At 72.6% G+C, this 20,994-nt stretch carries 19 protein-coding genes and 2 tRNA genes; 11 read left to right on the top strand and 10 right to left on the bottom strand.

Annotation, left to right across the window (positions count from 1 at the left end):
• Positions 1-89: 89 nt before the first annotated feature.
• The 4 genes from ACFYMU_RS06075 (at position 90) to ACFYMU_RS06060 (ending at position 5,399) form a co-directional block, all read left to right on the top strand.
• Complete coding sequence (locus ACFYMU_RS06075) at positions 90-3,074, top strand: UPF0182 family protein (RefSeq protein ID WP_388369153.1); 2,985 nt, start codon at positions 90-92, stop codon at positions 3,072-3,074.
• 42 nt (positions 3,075-3,116) lie between these two features.
• Positions 3,117-3,190, top strand: a tRNA-Met gene (locus ACFYMU_RS06070).
• Positions 3,191-3,417: 227 nt separating this feature from the next.
• Positions 3,418-5,235, top strand: coding sequence for a tetratricopeptide repeat protein (locus ACFYMU_RS06065; protein WP_388368490.1), 1,818 nt, complete (start codon positions 3,418-3,420; stop codon positions 5,233-5,235).
• Positions 5,236-5,325: 90 nt separating this feature from the next.
• Positions 5,326-5,399, top strand: a tRNA-Met gene (locus ACFYMU_RS06060).
• A 48-nt stretch (positions 5,400-5,447) separates the two neighbouring features.
• On the opposite strand, the gene ACFYMU_RS06055 is transcribed toward ACFYMU_RS06060, so the two are convergent.
• The 6 genes from ACFYMU_RS06055 to hisN form a co-directional block, all read right to left on the bottom strand.
• Positions 5,448-6,578 carry an ABC transporter substrate-binding protein gene (locus ACFYMU_RS06055; RefSeq protein WP_388368487.1) on the bottom strand — a complete coding sequence of 377 codons (1,131 nt, stop codon included), beginning with the start codon at positions 6,576-6,578 and terminating at the stop codon, positions 5,448-5,450.
• A complete protein-coding gene (locus ACFYMU_RS06050; RefSeq protein ID WP_388368485.1) occupies positions 6,575-7,441 on the bottom strand; it encodes an ABC transporter permease in 867 nt (288 codons plus the stop codon). The genes ACFYMU_RS06055 and ACFYMU_RS06050 overlap by 4 nt, the downstream gene beginning before the upstream one ends.
• Positions 7,438-8,205, bottom strand: a complete 768-nt coding sequence (locus ACFYMU_RS06045) for an ABC transporter ATP-binding protein (RefSeq protein WP_388368482.1) — start codon at positions 8,203-8,205, stop codon at positions 7,438-7,440. The genes ACFYMU_RS06050 and ACFYMU_RS06045 overlap by 4 nt, the downstream gene beginning before the upstream one ends.
• Positions 8,206-8,410: 205 nt before the next feature.
• Entirely contained in the window at positions 8,411-8,827 is a 417-nt protein-coding gene (locus ACFYMU_RS06040) for a Fur family transcriptional regulator (protein ID WP_388368479.1), read from the bottom strand.
• Positions 8,828-9,049: 222 nt separating this feature from the next.
• Entirely contained in the window at positions 9,050-9,451 is a 402-nt protein-coding gene (locus ACFYMU_RS06035) for a cyclic nucleotide-binding/CBS domain-containing protein (RefSeq protein ID WP_388368476.1), read from the bottom strand.
• 293 nt (positions 9,452-9,744) lie between these two features.
• Positions 9,745-10,545 carry a histidinol-phosphatase gene (hisN, locus tag ACFYMU_RS06030; RefSeq protein ID WP_388368473.1) on the bottom strand — a complete coding sequence of 267 codons (801 nt, stop codon included), beginning with the start codon at positions 10,543-10,545 and terminating at the stop codon, positions 9,745-9,747.
• 204 nt (positions 10,546-10,749) lie between these two features.
• Here hisN and ACFYMU_RS06025 point away from each other — a divergent pair, with 204 nt between their 5' ends.
• On the top strand, positions 10,750-11,358 hold the full coding sequence (locus ACFYMU_RS06025) for a TetR/AcrR family transcriptional regulator (RefSeq protein ID WP_388368470.1): 609 nt from the start codon (positions 10,750-10,752) through the stop codon (positions 11,356-11,358).
• A gap of 127 nt (positions 11,359-11,485) precedes the next feature.
• On the opposite strand, the gene ACFYMU_RS06020 is transcribed toward ACFYMU_RS06025, so the two are convergent.
• The 4 genes from ACFYMU_RS06020 to ACFYMU_RS06005 all read right to left on the bottom strand — a co-directional run bounded on the left by ACFYMU_RS06020 (position 11,486) and on the right by ACFYMU_RS06005 (position 15,196).
• Positions 11,486-11,809 (bottom strand): DMT family transporter, encoded by a 324-nt coding sequence (locus ACFYMU_RS06020; RefSeq protein ID WP_388368467.1) that lies wholly within the window; start codon positions 11,807-11,809, stop codon positions 11,486-11,488.
• Positions 11,810-11,912: 103 nt separating this feature from the next.
• Positions 11,913-12,923 carry a ribosome small subunit-dependent GTPase A gene (gene rsgA / locus ACFYMU_RS06015; RefSeq protein WP_388368464.1) on the bottom strand — a complete coding sequence of 337 codons (1,011 nt, stop codon included), beginning with the start codon at positions 12,921-12,923 and terminating at the stop codon, positions 11,913-11,915.
• Between the two features lie 16 nt (positions 12,924-12,939).
• Positions 12,940-14,256: a 3-phosphoshikimate 1-carboxyvinyltransferase gene (gene aroA, locus ACFYMU_RS06010; protein WP_388368461.1), complete on the bottom strand. Its 1,317-nt coding sequence runs from the start codon at positions 14,254-14,256 to the stop codon at positions 12,940-12,942.
• Between the two features lie 208 nt (positions 14,257-14,464).
• Positions 14,465-15,196: a M50 family metallopeptidase gene (locus ACFYMU_RS06005; RefSeq protein ID WP_388368458.1), complete on the bottom strand. Its 732-nt coding sequence runs from the start codon at positions 15,194-15,196 to the stop codon at positions 14,465-14,467.
• Between the two features lie 46 nt (positions 15,197-15,242).
• On the opposite strand from ACFYMU_RS06005, the gene ACFYMU_RS06000 reads away from it, so the two are divergent.
• The 6 genes from ACFYMU_RS06000 to ACFYMU_RS05975 all read left to right on the top strand — a co-directional run bounded on the left by ACFYMU_RS06000 (position 15,243) and on the right by ACFYMU_RS05975 (position 20,975).
• Positions 15,243-16,058, top strand: a complete 816-nt coding sequence (locus ACFYMU_RS06000; RefSeq protein ID WP_388368455.1) for an SOS response-associated peptidase — start codon at positions 15,243-15,245, stop codon at positions 16,056-16,058.
• 58 nt (positions 16,059-16,116) lie between these two features.
• Positions 16,117-16,713, top strand: a complete 597-nt coding sequence (locus ACFYMU_RS05995; protein ID WP_388369150.1) for an alpha/beta family hydrolase — start codon at positions 16,117-16,119, stop codon at positions 16,711-16,713.
• A gap of 255 nt (positions 16,714-16,968) precedes the next feature.
• Complete coding sequence (gene sigR, locus ACFYMU_RS05990) at positions 16,969-17,652, top strand: RNA polymerase sigma factor SigR (protein WP_388369148.1); 684 nt, start codon at positions 16,969-16,971, stop codon at positions 17,650-17,652.
• Positions 17,649-17,951, top strand: a complete 303-nt coding sequence (rsrA, locus tag ACFYMU_RS05985; RefSeq protein ID WP_388368452.1) for a mycothiol system anti-sigma-R factor — start codon at positions 17,649-17,651, stop codon at positions 17,949-17,951. The genes sigR and rsrA overlap by 4 nt, the downstream gene beginning before the upstream one ends.
• Before the next feature lie 196 nt (positions 17,952-18,147).
• Entirely contained in the window at positions 18,148-19,698 is a 1,551-nt protein-coding gene (locus ACFYMU_RS05980; protein ID WP_388368449.1) for an HD-GYP domain-containing protein, read from the top strand.
• Positions 19,695-20,975, top strand: coding sequence for an HD-GYP domain-containing protein (locus ACFYMU_RS05975; protein ID WP_388368446.1), 1,281 nt, complete (start codon positions 19,695-19,697; stop codon positions 20,973-20,975). The genes ACFYMU_RS05980 and ACFYMU_RS05975 overlap by 4 nt, the downstream gene beginning before the upstream one ends.
• Positions 20,976-20,994: the final 19 nt, after the last annotated feature.

The following is a 20,994-nucleotide window of genomic DNA, read 5'->3' as shown; positions in this document are numbered from 1 at the left end:
CCTGATCGCGGGGCCCCATCCACGGTCCGCGAACACGGGGGCCTGACGGATCAACAGCGAACTTCGAGGTGCGCACCTTGGCTTTCCAGATGCCGGACCGGGGCGGAGGCCCGACGGGACCGCGGATCAGAGTGGGCCGCCCGTCCCGGCGGGCCCGGACGTTGCTCATGACCCTGGGCATCCTCGCTGTCCTCGGTATGGCGTTCGTGATGTTCGCCGGCTTCTGGACGGACTGGCTCTGGTACCGGTCGGTGAAGTACTCGTCGGTCTTCACGATCACCCTGTGGACCAAGATCGGGCTCTTCTCCGTCTTCGGCCTGCTGATGGCGGCCGCCGTCGGCTTCAACATCTGGCTCGCGCACCGGCTGCGCCCGCCGCTGAGCGCGATGTCCATGGAGCAGCAGAGCCTGGACCGCTACCGGATGGGGATCGCGCCCTACAAGAAGTGGCTGCTCCTGGGAATCACGGCCCTGGTCGGCCTGATCGCGGGGGCGTCCGCGTCCAGTCAGTGGCGGACCTGGCTGATGTGGGTCAACGGCGTGCCCTTCCACCAGAAGGACCCCCAGTTCCACCTGGATGTCGCCTTCTACGCCTTCGACCTGCCCTGGTACCGGTTCCTGCTCGGCTTCGGCTTCGCCGCCACGGTGCTGTCGCTGATCGCCGCCGCGCTCACGCACTACTTGTACGGCGGCCTGCGGATCACCTCCCCCGGGGCGCGTGCCACGGCCGCCGCGACCGGACATCTGTCGGTGCTGCTCGGCGTCTTCGTGGCGCTGAAGGCCGTCGCCTACTGGCTGGACCGGTACGGACTCGCGGTCAAGTCCAGCGACTTCAAGGCCACCGACAACTGGACGGGCCTCAGGTACGTCGACGCGAACGCCTATCTCCCCGCCAAGACGATCTTGTTCTACATCGCCGTCATCTGCGCGCTGCTCTTCTTCGCCACCCTGTGGCGGCGCACCTGGCAGCTGCCCTTCATCGGCTTCGGCCTGATGGTCCTCTCGGCGATCCTCGTCGGCGGGCTGTACCCGGCGATCGTCCAGAAGTTCCAGGTCCAGCCGAACGAGCAGGCCAAGGAAGCGCCGTACGTCGCGAAGAACCTCAAGGCGACCCGCGAGGCGTACGGGATCGACGGCGCCCAGGTCACGGAGTACGCGGGCCGGAGCGACACCGAGGACAAGGGCAGGCTGCGGAACGCCGCCGACGCCACGGCGAGCATCCGCCTGCTGGACCCGAACATCGTCTCCCCGACGTTCCAGCAGCTCCAGCAGATGAAGAACTACTACGCGTTCCCGACCAACCTCGACGTCGACCGGTACACCAAGGCGGGCAAGGACCAGGACACGGTCATCGGCCTGCGCGAGCTGAACCTCCAGGGCATCCCGAAGCGGAACTGGATCAACGACCACTTCCGCTACACGCACGGCTTCGGCGTGGTCGCCGCCAAGGGCACCACGGCGGGCGTCAACGGCCAGCCCGTCTTCACCGAGTCCGACCTGCCGTCCGCCGGTGACCTGGGGACGTACCAGCAGCGGATCTACTACGGCGAGAAGACCACCGAGTACTCGATCGTCGGCGGTCCCCAGAAGGAGATCGACTACTCCGACGACAGCGGCGAGAAGACCACCAGCTACAAGGGTGAGAGCGGGGTCAGCCTCGCCGGCCCGGTCAACCGGGCCGCGTACGCGGTGACGTTCAGCGAGCCGCAGATCCTCTACTCCGGGGCCATCGGCAAGGGCTCGCGGATCCTGTACAACCGCACGCCGAAGGAGCGCGTCGAGGCGGTCGCGCCGTGGCTGACCATCGACGGCGACGCCTATCCCGCGATCGTCGGCCACCGCATCCAGTGGATCGTCGACGCGTACACGACGACGAACGGCTATCCGTACGCCTCCCGCACCACCCTCGGTGACACGACGGCCGACTCGCTGACCGCGGGCAACACGCAGCGCGCGGTCATGGCCCAGCAGAACCAGGTCAACTACATCCGCAACTCGGTGAAGGCGACCGTCGACGCGTACACGGGCGAGATCAGGCTCTACCAGTGGGACACCGAGGACCCGGTCCTGAAGACCTGGATGAAGGCGTTCCCGGGCACCGTGAAGCCCCGCGGTGACATCCCGCCCTCGCTGATGTCCCATCTGCGGTACCCGCAGGACCTGTTCAAGGTCCAGCGCGAACTGCTGACCCGCTACCACGTCAAGGACGCGCAGACGTTCCTCAGCGGCAGCGAGGTGTGGCAGGTGCCGGACGACCCGACGAACAAGTCGGGCAACGCGGTGCCGCCGTACTACCTGAGCATGAAGATGCCCGACCAGCAGGCGCAGGCGTTCTCGCTGACGACGACGCTCACGCCCAACGGACGTGACAACCTCAGCGCGTTCATGGCGGTCGACGCCGAGGCCGGCAGCAGCGACTACGGCAGGATCAGAATCCTCAAGCTGCCGACGAGCACCACCGTCGACGGCCCCAAGCAGGTCCAGAGCCAGTTCAACTCCGAACAGGACATCGCCGAGTCCATCAGGCTGCTCAAGGGCGGCGACTCGGACATCGAGTACGGCAACCTGCTGACCGTCCCGCTCGACGGCGGACTGCTGTACGTGGAACCCGTCTACGTCCGCGGCGGCGGCCTCAAGTACCCGCTGCTGCGCAAGGTCCTGGTGACCTACGGAGGCAACACCGCGTTCGAGGACACGCTCGACCTGGCGCTCAACAAGGTCTTCGGCGCGCAGGGTTCCACCCCGCCGCCGGACACCGGCACCACCAAGCCCCCGCCCACCGCCAACCCGACGGTGCAACAGGCGCTCGACGACGCCCAGAAGGCCTTCGCCGCGGGCCAGGAGGCCCTCAAGCGGGGCGACTGGGAAGCGTACGGACGGGCGCAGAAGGACCTCGAGGCCGCGCTGAAGCGGGCCGAGGAGGCCCAGCCCAAGGCCGGCGGGACCGCGGGCAGCGGCGGCAGCAAGGGCAACAGCAAGCCGTCCGCCGGTGCGAGCAACTCGCCCAGCGGTTCGCCGAGCAGCAGTCCGAGTGCCGGCCCGAGCGCTTCGCCGGGCGGTTCGGGCGGCGGCTGAACCGGAGCCCTCCCGCGCCGTGGTACGGTTGCCGCACAACGGCGCGGGGTGGAGCAGCTCGGTAGCTCGCTGGGCTCATAACCCAGAGGTCGCAGGTTCAAATCCTGTCCCCGCTACTGAAGTCGAGGGCCCGGATCCTGATCAGGATCCGGGCCCTCGACGTGCGTGCGACACGACGAGGCGTACGCCGTGACCTGGCGACATGCGCGAAGTGCGATTGCTTGCGGGGGCAGTTGGCCGTTCTGTGTTTGACTTATCTCTCTGTGGGCATGTCGACAAAACGCTGAAGTGACCTCACTGGCTGCGGTATACCAGGTGTACCCGGGTTGCAGGTGGTGCGACGATGGACGTTATGGGGGAGAAGGCGACTCTGTTCGAAACAGGGCGATTTGTACAGCCCGCCGACCAGCCCGCCGATCGGGACGAGGCCGGCGAGGCGGTGGAGGAGGCGCGGCAGCGGCTCGCCGCCGAGGCCGGAGACGTCGAGGCGATGAGCGTCCTCGGGGCCATGCTGCTGCGTCGCGGCGATCTCGACGGGGCCGAGCCCCAGCTGCGCGCCGCCACCGCCGCGGGCGACCGCGCCGCGGCCAACAACCTGGGTGTTCTGCTGCACCAGCGCGGATACGCGGAGGAGGCCGCCGGCTGGTGGCGGATCGCCGCCGTCGCCGGCTCCGCCGCGGCCGCCCACGCGCTCGGCCGGCACCACCGCGAGCGCGGCGACGAGCCCGCCGCCGAGTACTGGCTGCGCCAGGCCGCCGAACAGGGACACACCCTCGGCGCGTACGCGCTCGCCGATCTGCTGGAGCACCGCGGTGACACCGGGGCCGAGCGGTGGATGCGGGCCGCCGCCGAGCGCGGACACCGGGAGGCCGCCTACCGGCTGGCGCGGGCGTACGACCGCAAGGCCCTGCGCGCGCAGGAGGGCGGTGGCGACAACGGTGTCGCGCCGTCCCTCCTCAAGGCGGCCGAGCAGTGGTACCGGCAGGCCGCCGCGCGCGGGCACCGGCGTGCCGCGCTGCACCTCGGGGCGATCCTCGAGCGCCGTGGCGACCTCAAGGAGGCCGGGCGCTGGTACCTGACCAGCGCCAAGGACGGGGAGACCCGCGCCGCCTGCGCGCTCGGCTTCCTGCTGCGTGACGCGGGCGACACCGAGAGCGCCGCCGTCTGGTGGCTGCGGGCCGCCCAGGAGGGGGACGGCAACGCGGCGAACGCGCTGGGCGCGCTGCACGCCGAGCGCGGCGAGACCCAGACCGCCGAGCGGTGGTACCGGGCGGCGATGGACGCCGGTGACGTCAACGGCGCGTACAACCTCGGGCTCCTCTGCGCCGAACAGGGGCGGACCGCGCAGGCCGAGCAGTGGTACCGGCGGGCGGCGTACGCCGGGCACCGGGAGGCGGCGAACGCGCTCGCCATCCTGCTGCTGCAGGCCGGGGACCCGGCGGGTGCCGAACCCTGGTTCTCCAAGGCCGCGGAGGCGGGGAGCGTGGACGCCGCGTTCAATCTCGGCATCCTGCACGCCGGGAGGGGCGAGGACCGGCTGGCGCTGCGGTGGTACGAGCGGGCGGCGGCCGCCGGGCACACCGAGGCGGCGCTCCAGGTCGGGATCGCTCGGCTGCGCGAGGGCGACGAGCGGACGGCCGAGCGGCATCTGCGGTGCGCCGCCGGGGGCGGCAGCCCCGAGGCCGCCTACCGGCTGGCCACCCTCCTGGACGCGCGCCGGCCGCCGGCGCGCGTCCACGAGCTGGGCGAGCCGTCTCACGAGAAGAGCGAGTGCGAGGAGTGGTACGAGCGCGCGGCGTCGCAGGGTCACCGGCGGGCGCAGGTACGGGTCGGGATGCTGGCCGCCGCCCGGGGCGACGTCGTGCAGGCTGCCCGGTGGTACCGGAAGGCGGCGGAGGGCGGATCGCGCAACGGGGCATTCAATCTGGGCCTGCTGCTGGCGCGGGAGGGGAGCGAGCCGGAGGCCGCGCTGTGGTGGACGCGGGCGGCCGACGCCGGACACGGCCGGGCCGCGCTGCGTCTCGCCCTGGTCCACGCGCGTCAGGGACGGCTCGCGGAGGGTCAGCAGTGGGCCGACCGGGCGGTGTCGCTCGGGCCCGCGGAGGTGTCCGAACGGGCGGCGCGGTTGCGTGACGCGCTGCGGGAGGAGCTGTCGGCGTGACGGTGCGGGGCGGCCATGTGCCGCCGTCGCTGCCGTTTCGTAAGTGATTTGCCTCTGTCCGCGTCGTTGACGTACTGTTGCGTTCATCGACGCGGGGTGGAGCAGCTCGGTAGCTCGCTGGGCTCATAACCCAGAGGTCGCAGGTTCAAATCCTGTCCCCGCTACTGAAGGCCGAGGGCCGGAATCCGTAAAGGGTTCCGGCCCTCGGACGTTCATGACCGGTGGCCCACCGCCTCCTCGTACAGGGCGCGGTCCACCGTCCTCGACTCCGGGAGCGGGTCTCCCTCCGCCACCCCCTGCGCGCGGTACGCGGACTGCAGGCGCGCCGTCGTGTCGGCGCGGATCTCCCAGTCCATGCGCAGCGACGGCGTCGACCGCAGCACCTGCTCGTCCGTCTTCAGCAGACGGGCCAGGTAGGTGACGAAATTCGCATCCTTCTTGTAGTCGGCGGCGAAGTAGGTGTTCACGGTGCGGATGTACGCCCGCAGCAGCGCCACCCCCGCGTCCACGTCACCCCGCAGCAGGCTGCGGCCGTACAGCATGCCGCCCAGGGGCTCGCCGAGCGGCTGGCCGCCCAGGAACGCGTACCCCGGCTGTCCGTCGACCCTCCGCCACACCGGGTCCAGCAGCCACGCCGAGTCCACGCCGCCGTTGCGCAGCGCCGTGAGGACGTCGGCCGAGCCGAGCTGCCGGTACCGGATCCGGTCGAGGCCGCCGCCGTGCCCGGCCAGCGCCTTCTGCATCGGGTACGCGATCACCGAACCCTTGCCGATCATGGTGCCCATCGTCCGGCCGCCCATCCGGACCCGCGCGGCCGTCTCGTCGCTGCCGAGGCGCACCCACAGGCCGCTCTTCGACCTCGGGTCCGGGGAGAAGTTGCCCGCGACCCACCTGATCTCGAAGCCGCCCTCGATGCCGTTCATGACGGCCGCCTCCGGGGCCGCCCACAGTGCGTCGATGTCGCCCTTGGCCAGCAGGGGCAACGCGTCCGGCGTGGGCAGCACCTTCAGCGTCACATCCAGCCCCTCCTTCGTGAACTCGCCCTTGTCGAGCGCGACCTCCAGCGGTGCCACGTACTCCGCGCTCAGCGTTCCGGTGGCGATCGTCACCTTGCGCCTCTTCGGCAGGGGGCGTGGCTTCGGAGCGCCGGGCACGCAGCGGGCCGGTCCGCGGCCGGGCGAGAGGTCCGACGGGTCGGTCCACGAGGCCGCGTCGCAGCCGGCCACCGCCTCGATCGTGCGGGGCCCGGCAGGGCCCGTGTCCGGCTCGTGCCGTGCAGCGCAGCCCGCCGACGCCAGCAGCGCCGCCACGACCAGCGCCACACCGTGACCGCGCCACCTCACGACTGCCCCCGTCCCCGGTCCCTGGGCGCCCACGGGGTGAGCAACCGTCCGGCGATCCGCACCAGTTCGGAGAACAGCACGCCCAGCACGGCCACGCACACGATGCCCACGAACATCACGTCGTTCTGGAACAGCGCCCGCGCGTCGAAGATCAGATGGCCCAGGCCGTTCGTGGCGGCGATCTGCTCCGAGGCGACGATGACGAGGACCGCGACGCCCGCCGCGATCCGGGCGCCCACCAGCACGGAGGGCAGGGACGCCGGCAGCAGCACGTGCCGGAACATCTGCCAGGGCGAGGCCCCGAAGACGCGGCCCGCGTCGCGGTGGCCGGACGGGACGGCCACCACGGCCGACATGGTGGAGATCCAGACGAAGAAGAAGACCGTCGCCGCCACCAGCGCCACCTGCGGGCCCTCGCCGAGCCCGAACATGTTCAGGAAGACGGGCAGCAGGGCCAGCTTCGGGACCACGTAGAGGGCGTCGAGCAGCGGCTCCAGTGCCGCCCTCACCAGCGCCAGCGACCCCATCAGCAGGCCCAGGGCGTAGCCGGCCGCCGTGCCCACCGCGTAGCCCGCCAGGACGCGCCGCAGGGTGGCCCGGACGTCGGGCCACAGATCGCCGGCCGCCGCGCGGTCCCAGCCGTCGGCGAGGATCGTGGACGGGGCCGGGTAGACGCGGTCGTCGATCCAGCCCAGGGCCGCGGCCAGCTGCCACAGCAGGACCAGCAGCAGCGGCACGGCGGCCGCGAGGGACAGTTCCAGGGCGCGCCGACGGCGGTGGCTGCGCACGGGGTCGAGTTCCTGCGGGCCCGGGCGGCGGACCAGGACCGAGGCCGGGCCGGAGGTGTCCGTGACCGTGGTCATACCGGCACCGCCTCCTTCCGCAGCAGGTCCCACAGCTCGCTCTTGAGGGCCGTGAACTCGGGCGCCGAGCGGACCGCGCCGGTGCGTGGGCGCGGGAACGGCGGACGGTGCTCGGCGATGATCCGGCCGGGGCGGGCGGACATCACCAGGACGCGGTCGCCGAGGACGAGCGCCTCCTCCAGGCTGTGCGTGATGAAAAGGGTGGTGGTGCGGGTGGTCTGGGTGAGCTCCAGGAGCTCGTCCTGAAGGATGGTGCGGAGCTGGGCGTCGAGCGCCGCGAACGGTTCGTCCATCAGGAGGATCTCGGGCTCCACGGCCAGGGCGCGGGCGATCGCCACCCGCTGGCGCATGCCGCCGGAGAGGGTCGCCGGGTAGGCGTGCGCGAAGTCGGCGAGGCCCAGGCGTGCCAGCCACTCGGCGGCGCGCGCGTTCGCCTCCCGGCGCGGGACGCGCTGGACGTCCAGGCCGAAGCGGACGTTGGCCTGGACGGTCTTCCAGTCGTAGATGCCGTAGTCCTGGAAGATCATGGCGGCGGGGCGGGGGCTTGTGGTACGGATCTCCAGCGTGCCCGTGCTGGGGCGCAGAAGTCCTGCCGCGATGCGCAGCAGCGTGGACTTGCCGCAGCCCGAGGGGCCGACGACGCAGACGAACTCGCCTGCGGCGACGGTCAGGTCGAGGGGGCCGAGGGCATCGACCGCGTGGGGGGTTCGGCCGAAGACGCGGGTCAGGTCATGGGCGGTGAGTTTCGGATACGGCTCTCCCACGGGGGCTCCTCGCACGATGCGGAAACGGACTGGTGGGCGCCGACGACGATATGACGGGCCGTCAGATTCGGGAAGTCCGTGTGCACGAGTGAGCGCCGCCGGGTCGCCTGCGGAGCCGACGGGAGTCGACGGGAGCCGGCGTGCGCGGGCACGCCGAAAGGACCCGGTGCCGTCGAGGCGCCGGGGTCCGGTGAGGGGATGGCGTCTAAGCCGCCGCGCAGCGCGGACACAGTCCGCGGTACGTCACCTCGACGCCCGAGACCGTGAAGCCGAAGCGCTCCGAGTCGGGGAGGTCCGCCAGCGGGTTGCCTGTCGGGTGGACGTCCCGGATCGCGCCGCAGCGGGCGCACACCAGGTGGTGGTGCGGCCGGTGCGCGTTGGGGTCGTACCGCTTGGCGCGCCTGTCGGTGGCGACTTCCAGCACCTCTCCGAGGGAGACCAGCTCACCCAGCGTGTTGTAGACGGTCGCCCGGGAGATCTCGGGCAGCTTGGCGACGGCCCGGGCATGCACCTCGTCGGCCGTCAGGTGGACGTGTTCGCCGTCCAGGACCTCGGCGACGACGCGCCGCTGCGCGGTCATGCGCCATCCGCGTCCGCGCAGCCGTTCCAACAGGTCACTCATACAGACCAGCCTAACAGCAGGGGGGAACAGGTCCCGAACGGGTGTTACTTTAGATGACTGCTTGAATTGGACTTGGTCCATCATAGGATCGCGGCTGACTTCGGCCAAGTGCGCCAGAGGGCGGCCGGAACCCGTGGCCCGGGCTCCGGCCCCCCGGCCCGCCCGGAAGGGCGTCCGGGCCGGCGTCCGGGCCGCTGGTGCCGGGGCGCCAGCGGCCCGGCACTAGGCGGTCGCGGCGGGGACGGGCTGCCGGGTCGGCGCCCAGCAGCGGATGATGTCGCGGACCGAGACGATGCCGACCGGTTCGTCGCGGTCGAGGACGATCAGGTGGCGGAAGCCGCCGTGGCTCATGGCGCCCGCGGCCTCTTCGAGGGTCCAGGTCGGGGCGGCGAACACGACGTCGGTGGTGGTGTGGGCGTGGGCGTGCTCGGTGTCCGGGTTCTGGCCCAGACCGACCGAGTTGAGGATGTCGCGCTCGGTGAGGATGCCGAGGCCGCCGGCGTCCGGGTCGAGGACCACGGCCGCGCCGACGCGACGGGCGGACATGAGGGCTGCTGCCTGGCGGAGTGTGTGTGCGGGGCCGATGGTGAGGACCACCGTGCTCATGGCGTCGCGGACGAGCATGGGTGCGGAGCCACCTCCTTGGGGTGCACGGGCTCGGCCTTCCGTACGGCCCGGGTCGGCGCCGCCGGAAGACCTTGTGCCATGCTTCACAAATTCACAAGTGGGGGGACTCTCAGGGTGGCAGGCAAAGGGCGGGTCAACAAGGGGGCGCACGCTGCGAGTTCCGGGGCGCTCGAGGTGCGCGGACATGTCCGTGCGTCCAGGGGTGCGGGATTGCTCCCCCGCGCCCGGAAGGACGCGGGAGCACTCCCGGTGCGCAGGGTGGGCGCTTAGGGGGTGCTTGGGGGCGCTTCCTAGTAGCGGTCGTTCAGGTAGTCGAGGAGTGTGTCGTGCAGGAGGCCGTTCGACGCGGCCGCGTTGCCGCCGTGCGGGCCCGGGCGGCCGTCGAGACTCGTGAAGGAGCCTCCCGCCTCCGTCACGATGATCGCGTTCGCCGCCATGTCCCACAGGGACAGCTCCGGCTCGGCGCAGATGTCGACCGAGCCCTCGGCGACCATCATGTAGGGCCAGAAGTCACCGTAGGCCCGCGTGCGCCACACCGCGCGCGTCAGGTCCAGGAAGCCGCTCAGCCGGCCCTGCTCCTCCCAGCCCGACAGGGAGGAGTACGCGAAGGACGCGTCGGACAGCTTCGCGACGCGCGAGACCCGCAGCCGCGACGCCGAGGACAGACTGCGGCCCGTGAACGCGCCGTGGCCCTTGGCCGCCCACCAGCGACGGCCCAGCGCGGGGGCGGAGACGACGCCGACGACGGGCTGGAAGCCCCCCTCGCCCGCCTCCGTGAGGGAGATGAGCGTCGCCCACACCGGCACGCCGCGCACGTAGTTCTTGGTGCCGTCGATGGGGTCGAGGACCCAGCGGCGGGGGCCCGTGCCCTCGATGCCGTACTCCTCGCCGAGGATCGCGTCGCGCGGCCGGGCGCGCTGGAGCTGACCGCGGATCAGTTCCTCGGCGGCCTTGTCGGCCTCGCTCACCGGCGTCATGTCGGGTTTCGTCTCGACCTTGAGATCGAGGGCCTTGAACCGGCCCATGGTCGCGGCGTCCGCGGCATCCGCGAGCACATGGGCAAGACGCAGGTCATCGAGATAGTCGGGCATGACCGAACGGTATCTGCCCGGTTCGCACCAGGGCCACACGACCCGGGTGGATCTTTCGGCGGCCCCTCCGGCCGGACCGGTTGCGGTGGCGCCGTCACGGCGTGCGACGGACGGTGTGCGCCCCCGGGCCGCGCCGTGAACCCTTGACAGTGCTGTGAGCCGCGTCAAATCTGTCCGACAGAGCCGCCGGCCCCGAGGGAGGCGATGATGCCCGCAGCCCGGGAATCCCTACTGGACGCCGCCTGTACGGCGTTAGCGCGCCGCCCCTGGTCCACCGTGCGCATGGTGGACGTGGCCGCCGCGGCCGGCGTCTCCCGCCAGACGCTGTACAACGAGTTCGGCAGCAAGGAAGGGCTCGCCCGGGCCCTGGTGCGCCGGGAGGCCGACGGGTACCTCGCCGGGGTCGAGCGCGCGCTCGCAGCCCGTGCCGAGGTCCGTGAGCGGCTCGCCGCCGTGGCGGAGTGGACCGCGGCGGCGGCCCGCGGCAACCCCCTCGTCCGCGCCCTGCTCACCGGGTGCTGGAGCGAGCGCCTGCCCGCGCCGGCGCTATCGCCGGCGCCCTCGACCTCCGCGGTGCCCGCGCAGCGCAGGGCTGACGGAGCACTGCCGTCCCCGGCGGACCTCGTCGCCCAGGTGTGCGACCGTGCCGTCGCCGCGATGGCCGGGCCCGGGACGAGCAAGGCGCAAGCGGCGGAGCTGGCCCGTTCCTGTGAGCTGGTGGTCCGGCTCTCCCTGTCGTGCGTGGCGGCCCCGCCGGGGGAGGGCGGGCTCGTGGGACTGGTGCGCAGCGCCCTGCCGCCGCAGGTGCGATGAGGGGCGCACCCCCGCGCACCGCCGGGGGCCCTCGACATGGAGGCACCCTCATGGAGGCACCCTCATGGAGGCACCCCCGGCGCCCCTGACGACGTACCGCGGTCCTGCCCCGCACGCGTGACCGTCTCTAGCGAGCCGACCCCGACAGCTGCAGACCGATCACACCGATGATCACCAGCGTGATCGAGACGATCTTCAGCGTGGAGACCAGGTCACCGAGGAAGGCCATCCCGTAGATCGCCGTGCCCGCGGCGCCGATGCCCGTCCACACCGCGTACGCGGGGCCCACGTCGAGCCTCCGCAGGGAGAGCGTGAGCAGACCGAAGCTGCCGAGGGCGAAGGAGGCGAACGCGATGGTGGGCCACAGCCGGGTGAAGCCGTGCGAGAGCTTGAGACACACGGCGAAACCGGTCTCCAGGAGCCCGGCCACGATGACCAGCAGCCACGCCATGTCTCGTCCTCCCGCGTCCCCAACGCCGACTGCCCAGCTGGTCGATCCCGCCCGGTGCGAGTAAGCATTTACCGGCCCGGTGGGCGGGCAAACACCGGGGAGGTCAGTCCCCTTCCCGCCGGTCCCGGGTGGCCAGCAGCCTGCGCAGGGAGTACAGCCGCGACGGATCTGCGTGCCCGTCGGCCACCCACTCGTCCAGGGCGCAGTCCCGTTCGTCGTGGCTGCACGCCCGCGGACAGCCCTCGGTGCCGGGCTCCAGGTCGGGGAAGGCGTGGATCACCCGGGACGGATCGATGTGCGCGAGACCGAAGGACCGCACGCCCGGGGTGTCGACCACCCAGCCGTCCGCGTCCCGCAGCGGCAGCGCGAGCGCCGAGGTCGTGGTGTGCCGGCCGCGGCCGGTCACCACGTTCACCTCGCCCGTGGTGCGCCGCCGGTCCTCCGGGACGAGCGCGTTGACCAGCGTCGTCTTGCCCACTCCGGAGTGCCCCACGAACGCCGTGATCTTGCCGTCCAGATGCGCGCGCACCCGGTCCGCGGCGTTGCCGTCGTCCAGTTCCTCGCGGCTGGTGACCACGTACGGGATGTCCAGCGCCCCGTACAGCTCCAGCAGCTTGTCGGGCGGGGCGAGGTCGGACTTCGTCATCACCAGGAACGGGTCGAGGCCGCCGTCGTACGCCGCGACCAGGCAGCGGTCGATCAGGCGCGGGCGCGGCTCGGGATCGGCGAGGGCGGTCACGATGGCCAGCTGGTCGGCGTTGGCGACGACCACGCGCTCGAAGGGATCGTCGTCGTCGGCGGTGCGACGGAGGACGGACCTGCGCTCCTCGATGCGGACGATGCGGGCGAGGGTGTCCTTCGCGCCGGACAGGTCGCCCACCAGGGCGACACGGTCGCCGACCACCGCGGCCTTGCGGCCCAGCTCCCGGGCCTTCATCGCCATGACCGCACGGCCGTCGACGAGGCAGGTGAGCCGGCCGCGGTCGACGGTGAGGACCATGCCCTCGGACGCGTCCTCGTGCTTGGGCCGGATACTGGTGCGCGGCCGGTTCCCCTTGCGGTTGGGGCGCGTGCGGATGTCGTCCTCGTCGGTGTGCTTGCCGTAGCGGCGCATGGTCCCAGTCCGCCCGTCAGTTCCCCAGCATCCCGGTCCACAGGTCGGGGAAGTCCGGCAGCGTCTTGGCCGTCGTCGCCACGTTCTCGATCTGCACGCCCTCGACCGCGAGGCCGATGACCGCGCCCGCGGTCGCCATGCGGTGGTCGTCGTACGTGTGGAACACCCCGCCGTGCAGGCGGCGCGGGCGGATCTGCAGGCCGTCGGCGGTCTCGGCGACGTCGCCGCCCAGCTCGTTGATCTCCTTGGTGAGCGCGGCCAGACGGTCCGTCTCGTGCAGCCGCAGATGGGCCACGCCCCGCAGGGTGGACGGCGAGTCGGCGAGGGCGGCGACCGCCGCGACGCCGGGCGTCAGCTCGCCCACCTCGCCCAGGTCCACGTCGATGCCGTGGATGGCGCCCGAACCGGTGAATTCGAGGCCGCGCTCGGTCAGCTCGCAGGAACCGCCCATTTCGGTGAAGATCTCACGCAGCCGGTCGCCGGGCTGCGTCGTGCGCGCCGGCCAGTCGGGGATGACGACCGTGCCGCCGGTCACCAGGGCGGCCGCGAGGAACGGCTGTGCGTTGGACAGGTCCGGCTCGACGGTCAGGTCGCGGCCGAGCAGGGCGCCCGGCGTGACCCGCCAGACATTGGGCTCGCCACCGGACTCGGGGGTGTCCACCTGGGCGCCGACCGCGCGCAGCATGTCGACGGTCATCCGGATGTGCGGCATCGAGGGCAGCGTCGAGCCGGTGTGGCGGACCTCGACGCCCTGGTTGTAGCGGGGCGCGGACAGCAGCAGGGCGCTGACGAACTGCGAGGACGAGGACGCGTCGATCGCCACCGGGCCGCCGTCCAGCGCGCCGCTGCCCAGCACGGTCAGCGGCAGCGCGCCGCGTCCGTCGTCGTCGATGCGGGCGCCGAGGGCGCGCAGGGCGTCGATCACGCCGTGCAGGGGGCGCTCGTACGAACGCGGGTCGCCGTCGAAGCGGACCGGGCCGTCGGCGAGGGAGGCCACGGGGGGCAGGAAGCGCATCACGGTGCCGGCGTTGCCGACGTCGACCGTGGCCGGGCCTTGCAGCGCGGCGGGGATGACGCGCCAGGTCTCGCCGGAGCCGTCGGGGCCGACCCCTTCTTCGATGCCGACGCCCATCGCGCGCAGCCCCGCGGCCATCAGCAGCGTGTCGCGGGAGCGCAGCGGGCGGCGCAGCCACCCTGGCTCGGAGGCGAGGGCCGCGAGCACGAGGGCGCGGTTGGTGACCGATTTCGACCCGGGCACGTGGACCGTCGCGTCGACGGCTCCGCTCGCGTGCGGGGCGGGCCAGAGGGCGGTGTGTGCGGGGTTAACGGTCATGCGCCCCACTTTAGTGGCTGGCCCGGGCCGGAGATCTTGATCAAAAGTGGCGAAATACGAGCGAAACCGGGGTCTGATATGCGAGGCGGGGTGTGCCGTGCAGCTGTGCGCGGTCAGAAGCAGTCGCAGAAGGACAATCGGCCGCGGTCCACGGACAACCGGCCGCCGTCACGGGCGGCCTGGGTCCCTCGCCGGCTCGGCCGGCCGGTCACAGCCGCAGCAGCCACCGCCCGCCCCCGGTGAGCGAGCACAGCGACACCGCGTGGAACAGGAACAGCCACAGCCCCGCGGGCACATGGGTGAGCCGCGACAACTGGTCCGCGTCCGAGTCCCCGGCACCGCCGCGGGACCGCTTGGCCTGGAGCTCGAAGGCCGGGCGCACGCCGCCGACCAGCAGGAACCACACCACCGCGTACGCGAACGCCGCCTGTACCTGCGGACCGGCCAGCCAGGACACCAGCAGGAAGGCGCCCCCGGCGAGGACCACGGTCAGCGCGCCGTAGGCGTTGCGGATCATCACCAGCATCACCAGGAGCAGTGCGGTGGCCAGCCACAGCAGCAGGGTGATGTGCCCGGCGGCGAGCAGCGCCGCGCCGCCGAGACCGAGGAGCGGGGGAGCGGGGTAGCCGGCGGCGGCCGTCAGGATCATGCCGAGGCCGCGCGGCTTGCCACGGCTGACCGTGAGGCCGCTGGTGTCGGAGTGGAGCCGGATGCCGGTGAGGGTGCGGCCGGTGAGCAGCGCGACCAGACCGTGGCCGCCCTCGTGCGCGATGGTGATGGCGTTGCGCGATATCCGCCACACCCCCGGCGGCACGACCACGGCGAGCGCGACGGCCAGGGTGGCGATCACCACCCACAGGTCGGGATCCGGCTGGCTGCCGAAGACCCGGTCCCAGAGGTCCGGCAGCGACAGCGGCGAGGTCGAGGCGAGGCTTTCCATACCGGGAGTGGCTCCTGAGCTCGTCGGATCTGGCAGGGTGGCACGCATGTGCGGACGGTACGCGGCGAGTCGCAGCCCCGAGGATCTCGCAGGAATCTTCGAGATCGAGAAGACGCAGCCCGAGGAGACCCTGGCACCCGACTACAACGTGGCCCCGACCAAGGAGGTGTACGCGGTCCTCGACCGCCCTGTGAAGGACGCCGGTGACGACCGGCCGGTTCGTCAGCTGCGCCGACTCCGGTGGGGTCTCGTCCCGTCCTGGGCCAAGTCGCCCGAGGGCGGCGCCCGGATGATCAACGCGCGCGCCGAGACGGTGCACGAGAAGCCGGCGTACCGCCGCGCCTTTGCCGCCCGGCGGTGCATCGTGCCCGCCGACGGCTACTACGAGTGGGTCACCGGCAGCCAGGAGCGCGACCTGGAGGTCGAGGGCCGCAGGAAGCGGCCGCGCAAGCAGCCGTACTTCGTGCTGCCCGCCGACGGCTCGGTCTTCGCGATGGCCGGGCTGTACGAGTTCTGGCGGGACAGGACCCTGCCGGACGACCATCCGCGGGCCTGGTGGGTCACCTGCTCGGTGATCACGACGGAGGCCGAGACCACCCCGCTGGCCCTCGCCCCGGCCGAGGGCCCGCGTTCACTGGCGGAGATCCACCCCCGTATGCCGCTGATGCTCACGCCCGACCGCTGGGACGCCTGGCTCGACCCGTCCCGCACGGACCCCGACGGCCTGCGGTCCCTGCTCGAGCCGCCGTCCCCCGGCCTGATGCGCGCCTACCCGGTCCCCACCGCGGTCAGCAACGTCCGCAACAACGGTCCGGAACTGCTGAAGGAACTGGCGGCACCCGAAGAGGGCACACTGTTCTGACGTGACCGACGGGACGGACGTGACGGATGTGACGGTAAGCGTCGAGACCGAGGCGGGCATGGCCCGTGTCACCTGGCACCGGGCGCGGACGGCGCGGCTCGTGCTCGCGCTCGGCCACGGCGCGGGCGGGGGCGTCGAGGCGGGCGACCTGCAGGCGCTGGCCCGGGTGCTGCCCGCGCACGGCGTGAGCGTCGCGCTCGTGGAGCAGCCCTGGCGCGTCGCCGGGAAGAAGGTGGCGCCCGCGCCGAAGACGCTCGACCTGGGCTGGCGCGGGGTGTGGCCCGTCCTGGAGCGGCCCGGGCGGCCCGTGATCGCCGGCGGGCGCAGCGCCGGTGCCCGGGTCGCCTGCCGCACCGCCGCCGGGCTCGGTGCCGCCGCCGTCCTCGCGCTGAGCTTTCCCCTGCACCCGCCCGGCAGGCCCGAGAAGTCCCGTGCGGACGAACTGCTCGGCGCGGGCGTGCCCACGCTGGTCGTCCAGGGCGGCAACGATCCGTTCGGGCGGCCGGAGGAGTTCCCGCCGGGGCCGTACGGCATGGTCGAGGTGCCGCACGGTGACCACGGCTTCGCGGTGCCGAAGCGCGCGGACATCACCCGGGAGCGGGCCCTGGAGGTCATCACCGACGCCGTGGCGGAGTGGGCCGTGTCACTGGGGTGAGGCCCGGGAATGCCCCGGCGGGTACCGCTGTTGTGCGGTGCAGACGGCACCGGCCGTGCTGCACAGACCGTACGAGAGGGAGTCCGCCGCATGGGTTCGACCATCTGCCCGAACCGTCGCAGCAGCGCTGACCTGGACTGGACGGTGCTGCACGCGGCCAGGACCGCCCCGTTTCGGGCGGCGGCGGGCAAGGATGTTCGTCTATCCTCCGATTCCAGTGGGACCGGTTTCGGTCCTGCCACGTCGCTGGAGGAGGTGGGTCCGGTCACCGGTACCGACGCAGGGACCGAACACGGCCAGGCGGAGCAGCCCGAGGGCCGGGGCACAGGCGCGGAATCGTCCACCGAGCGCAGCGCGCGCTTCGAACGGGACGCGCTCGAGTTCCTCGACCAGATGTACTCGGCCGCGCTGCGCATGACGCGTAACCCGGCCGATGCCGAGGACCTGGTGCAGGAGACGTACGCGAAGGCGTACGCGTCCTTCCACCAGTTCCGCGAGGGCACCAACCTCAAGGCGTGGCTGTACCGGATCCTCACCAACACGTTCATCAACTCGTACCGCAAGAAGCAGCGCGAACCGCAGCGCAGTGCGGCCGAGGAGATCGAGGACTGGCAGCTCGCGCGCGCCGAGTCGCACATGTCGACGGGTCTGCGCTCCGCAGAGTCCCAGGCGCTCGACCACCTGCCCGACTCGGACGTCAAGGAAGCGCTGCAGGCCATCCCCGAGGAATTCCGCATCGCCGTCTATCTCGCGGACGTCGAGGGGTTTGCGTACAAGGAGATCGCGGACATCATGGGGACACCCATCGGTACGGTGATGTCCCGGCTGCACCGGGGCCGTCGTCAGCTGCGCGGCATGCTCGAGGACTACGCCCGTGAGCGCGGGCTGGTCCCGGCCGGCGCCGGAGAGTCGAACGAAGCGAAAGGCTCGGGCTCATGAGCTGCGGAGAGCCGCACGAGACGGACTGCAGTGAGGTGCTCGACCACCTCTACGAGTTCCTCGACCGTGAGATGCCGGACGTCGACCGCACCAAGTTCGAGCACCACTTTGAGGAGTGCTCGCCGTGCCTGGAGAAGTACGGCCTGGAGCAGGCCGTGAAGAAGCTGGTCAAGCGGTGCTGCGGCCATGACGACGTGCCGACCGACCTGCGGGCGAAGGTCATGGGCCGTATCGAGCTGATCCGCTCGGGCCAGACGCTGCCCGAGCACGACGTGGCCACGGCGCCGCAGGAGTCCTGAACTCCCGTTCGAGGAACCCGCGGCCCGGCCGCGGCGCCCATCACCCGAATGTGCTAATCCCGGGGTCGTGGGCCCACGGATTCCCCCCAATGCCTCCCTGGTGCCCCGCCCTCCCCCTTAGGCTCCGGAGCCTCAATGGGCGTGTCCGGGCCCGGCCCCGGTTCGGGGCCGGGCGCGGGCCCGGGGGAGGTACGTCATGGGGCCGGACCGGCCAGCGGTGCACGTGTACGTCGGCTGCGCCGCGCTCGGCGCCCTCGTGTGCGTGGCTCCCCTCGCGGATCTCGGGGTCCCCTGGCAGGTGCTCCTCCCGCTCGCCGCGCTCTACGCCGCCTGCGAGCAGATCCCGCGCTGCCGTCCGGGCGGCCGCCCGGCCCCCGAGGGCCTGGGCCCCTTCTTTCCCGTGCTGCTCGCCGGGGCCTTCCTGCTGCCGCCGCCGGCCGCCGCCCTCGTGCCGCTGCCCGGCGCGCTGCTCGCGCCCGTCGCCCGGCGGCCGCAGTGGCTGCGCCGCGGCTGGCGGGCCGCCCAACTGGCGCTCGCCGTGGCGGCCGCGTCACGCGTGCACACGGCGCTGGGCGGCGTGGACGCGGTCGCCGCTCCCCGCTTCCCGTACGCGCTGCTGCCGGCCGGGGCCGCCGTGGTGGCGTTCTGCCTGGTGCTGACCGCGCTCGACGCCGGGATCCTGGCGCTGGGCGTGGGCGTACCGCCCCGGTCCGCCGGACAGCCGCGGAGGGGCCGAGAGCTCGGGGGCGCCTGGCGCGGGCTGTTCCTGGGCTCCCTCGCACCCGTTGCCGTGCAGGGCCTAGCCGGGCTGATGATGGCCGTGCTGTGGCGCAGCCCCTACGGGCCGGTCGCGGCGCTGCTCGTGCTTCTGCCCATGTACCTGTCGTGCTGGGTGTTCGCCCAGTACCACCGGGAGCGCGCCGCCCATCAGGCCACGATCCGCGCCCTCGTCCAGGCCGTCGACATCAAGGACGGCTACACGCGCGGGCACAGCGAGCGGGTCGGGCAGGCGTCGATGATGATCGCGCGTGAACTCGGCATGGACGACGAGCGCGTCGAGGTGCTGCGGTTCGCCGGCATCCTGCACGACATCGGCAAACTCGGCGTGCCGACCCGGCTGTTGAGGAAGGACGGGCCGCTCACGCCGGAGGAGCGGCGCATCATCGAGCTGCACCCCGAGTACGGCCACGAGATGGTCCGTGGGATCGGGTTCCTCGGCGAGGCGCGGTCGGCGATCCTCCACCACCACGAGCGCCTGGACGGCAGCGGCTACCCCTACGGCCTGATGGGCCATCAGATCCCTGAGTGCGCACGGGTGGTGGCGGTGGCCGACGCCTTCGACGCCATGACCTCGACCCGCTCCTACCGGCGCGCCCGGCCCGTCGCGGCCGCGCTGCGGGAGCTGGAGCGGTGCGCGGGCACGCAGTTCGACCCGGCGATGGTGCGGGCGCTGGTCCGCGCGCTGGAGCGGTGGGGGTCTCCCCGCTCGTCGGGGTCCCCGCGCTCGAGCGCGATCGAGAGTGGGGGAGTGATCGAGAGCGGGGGAAGGATCGAGAGCGGGGGAGGGACCGACCGTGGGGGAGAGGTCGGGAGCGGTGGAAAGACCGAGAGCGGCGGAGCGGCCCGGGCCGGGGCAGGCTGGTACCCGGCGGTGACCTCGGACGAAGAGCGCCCCACCGCGCCGTCGCCGGCCCTGCCGGCGCACGGTCCGCTGGAGGGGCAGCGGCGCGGCGGGGGCGGCGCATGACCGTGAGGAGGCTGCCCCTGGTGCTCGCTCACGCGGCGGCGGCGCTCCTCGCCGCCGGCTGCCTCGCCGGCACCCTCTGGCACGGCCTGGAAGAACCCTCCGTCGCCCTCGCCTTCGGCGTGCTCGTCACCGTGGGCGAACTGTCCCGGTGGAGCGACGGCGGGGAGCGGGAGCCCGCGCCCCTCGGGGCGGCCGGGGCGCTGTCCTACGCCCTGCTCGGGCAGAACGCCGGGCAGCCCACCCACCACGGGGTGCCCCAGGTCGTCACCGTGGTCCTCGCGGCCGCCCTCGCCGGCTGCGTCCCGCACGTGGCCCGCGGCCGCGGATCCACCGCCGACCACCTCACCCGTCGCCTCCTCACCGCCGGCTTCGCCGCCGTCTGCTTCCAGCCGGTCTACGATCACGGCAGGTTGCACGGCTGGGGCGGACCCGTCTACGCGTTGCTCGTCGTCGCGCTGCTCGTGCTCACCACCCTGTGCGACGCCGTGCTCGCCGCCGCGCTCGCCCACTCCCGCACCGGCTGGCCGTTCGGGCCGCTGCTGCGCGACGAACTGCGGGCGAGGCTCGGCATCGACTCGGCGGTCTGCGCGACCGGTGCGGTGATGTCGCTGGCCGTCGGGGTCGTGGGCCTGTGGGCACTGCCCGTCTTCTCCCTGCCGCTGCTGCTCACCCAGCTGTCCTACCGGCGGTACGCGGCCGTGCGGACCACCTACCGGCAGACCATCGCCTCCCTGGCGCGTGCCACCGAGATCGCCGGGTACACGCCCCCCGGGCACGCCCGCCGCGTGGCCGCGCTCAGCCGGGCCGTCGGCCGGGAGCTGGGCCTGCCCGAACCCGAGCTGACCGTGCTGGAGTACGCGGCCCTCATGCACGACATCGGGCAGCTCAGCCTCGTCGACCCCGTGCCCGCCGGCGCCACCGCCGCGCTGCCCGCCGAGGAACAGCGGCGCATCGCGCTCCTCGGCGGGGCCGTGGTCCGCCAGACGGGGGTGGACGCCGCGGTCGCGGTCGTCGTGGAGCGGCAGGCGGACCCCTACCGGGAGCAGCCCGTCAGCGCCAGAATCGTCCGGGCCGTCAATGCGTACGAGGAGATGGCGAGGGAAGAGGACGGACCGGGAGGGCCGCTCAGCGCACTGGAGCGCCTTCGGCTCGGCTGCGCCCGCGACTACCAGCCGGAGGTCGTGGAGTCGCTGGCCAGAGTGCTGCGGCACAGGGGCGGTGCCGGGGTCCACCCAGGCGGTGTGCTGCGGGGGAGCTCCGGGCAGGGGCCGTGGTGAGGGCCGGGGCGGTCTGACC

It is taken from the genome of Streptomyces sp. NPDC007264, from assembly GCF_042869095.1.
In the GTDB taxonomy this organism is placed as follows: domain Bacteria; phylum Actinomycetota; class Actinomycetes; order Streptomycetales; family Streptomycetaceae; genus Streptomyces.
Note: the sequence above shows the minus strand (reverse complement) of the source record. Positions and strands in the feature narration are given on the sequence as shown.